Origin of the sequence: Roseomonas acroporae, from assembly GCF_023223525.1 — a bacterium.
Taxonomy (GTDB): domain Bacteria; phylum Pseudomonadota; class Alphaproteobacteria; order Acetobacterales; family Acetobacteraceae; genus Roseomonas_E; species Roseomonas_E acroporae.
Window position 1 is genome coordinate 1 of the sequence record NZ_JALPRX010000175.1, and the last position, 1,103, is coordinate 1,103.

General features: G+C 64.8%; 1 protein-coding gene. It reads left to right on the forward strand.

Going from position 1 to position 1,103, the window contains the following annotated elements:
- On the forward strand, positions 1–827 hold an 827-nt coding region (locus M0638_RS27325; RefSeq protein ID WP_248670117.1), incomplete at its 5' end, for a tyrosine-type recombinase/integrase.
- Positions 828–1,103 lie beyond the last annotated feature (276 nt).

Below are 1,103 nucleotides of genomic sequence, written 5' to 3' on the forward strand. Positions count from 1 at the left end.
TTCTCCGTGGCGAAACCGTCCAGTTCCGGATGTCGCTTGATAGCGAGACAACGGCACGGCGGGTTCAGGGGTATGCCCGCACCATGTATCGCTGGGCCATGAGCCGCGGCAGCGTGGACACCAATCCCTTCGAAGGGGTGCCGGCGCCCGGGCAGGAGGTGCAGCGGGACCGGGTTCTGACGGGCATCGAGATCGGGATGGTCTGGCGAGCAGCCGGAAAGCTCGCGCCACCTTATGGCCCATTCGTTCGCTTCCTGCTTCTGACCCTACAGCGCAGGGAGGAGGTGGCTGGCATGGTGTGGGGTGAGATTTCGGACGATCTGACCCGTTGGACGCTGCCGCAGGAGCGCGCGAAGAACGGCAAGGCGCACTTGAACCATCTGGCCGAGCCTGCCCGAGAGATCCTGCGGCAGTTGGGGGCTGGCGGCAGCACCGACTTGGTGTTCGGGGTGGGGGCGGGGAAGCCGCTGACCTCCTTCTCGTTCATCAAGCGACAGCTCGATGTCCTGATTGCAGAAGAGAGAGGGGCTGGCTGTTTGGGCAAAGCCCCAGAGCCCATGCCGGCCTGGCGGATGCACGACTTCCGCCGCACTGGCGTCACCGTGCTGGCCGAGATGGGTTTCGCCCCTCACGTGGCCGACCGGCTGCTCAACCACGTTCGGGGGACAATCAAGGGCGTGGCCGCCATCTATCAGCGTGGGCAGTTCCTGCCCGAACGACAGCGGGCGCTCGATGCCTGGGCGGTGCATGTCCTTGCCTGTGCTGCCGACATGCCGGCGAAGGCCAACGTTGTGCCACTGCCCGGCCGCAGGGCACGGAAGGCCTGATCTTCGGTCTGCCACCACTTTGCTTGATGAGCGCTACATTAGCGGCTTCGGGAGTGGCCCAGATGGCGGGAGCGGTGTGGAACAGACGGTGGTGCAGAACCGCAGAGGCAGTGCCGGCGCGTATGCCGTGATCGTCCGACCCCCTATCTCTCGCACACGAATTTCGTTTTCAGGAATTCCATCCTTCCTTCTGAAAACAGCCTCCAACCGCCTCGGCCAGAGCCCCGCTGCCCCTTCGCGCCGCGCACCGAACACGCGTTTTCACCCAGGGTGTGT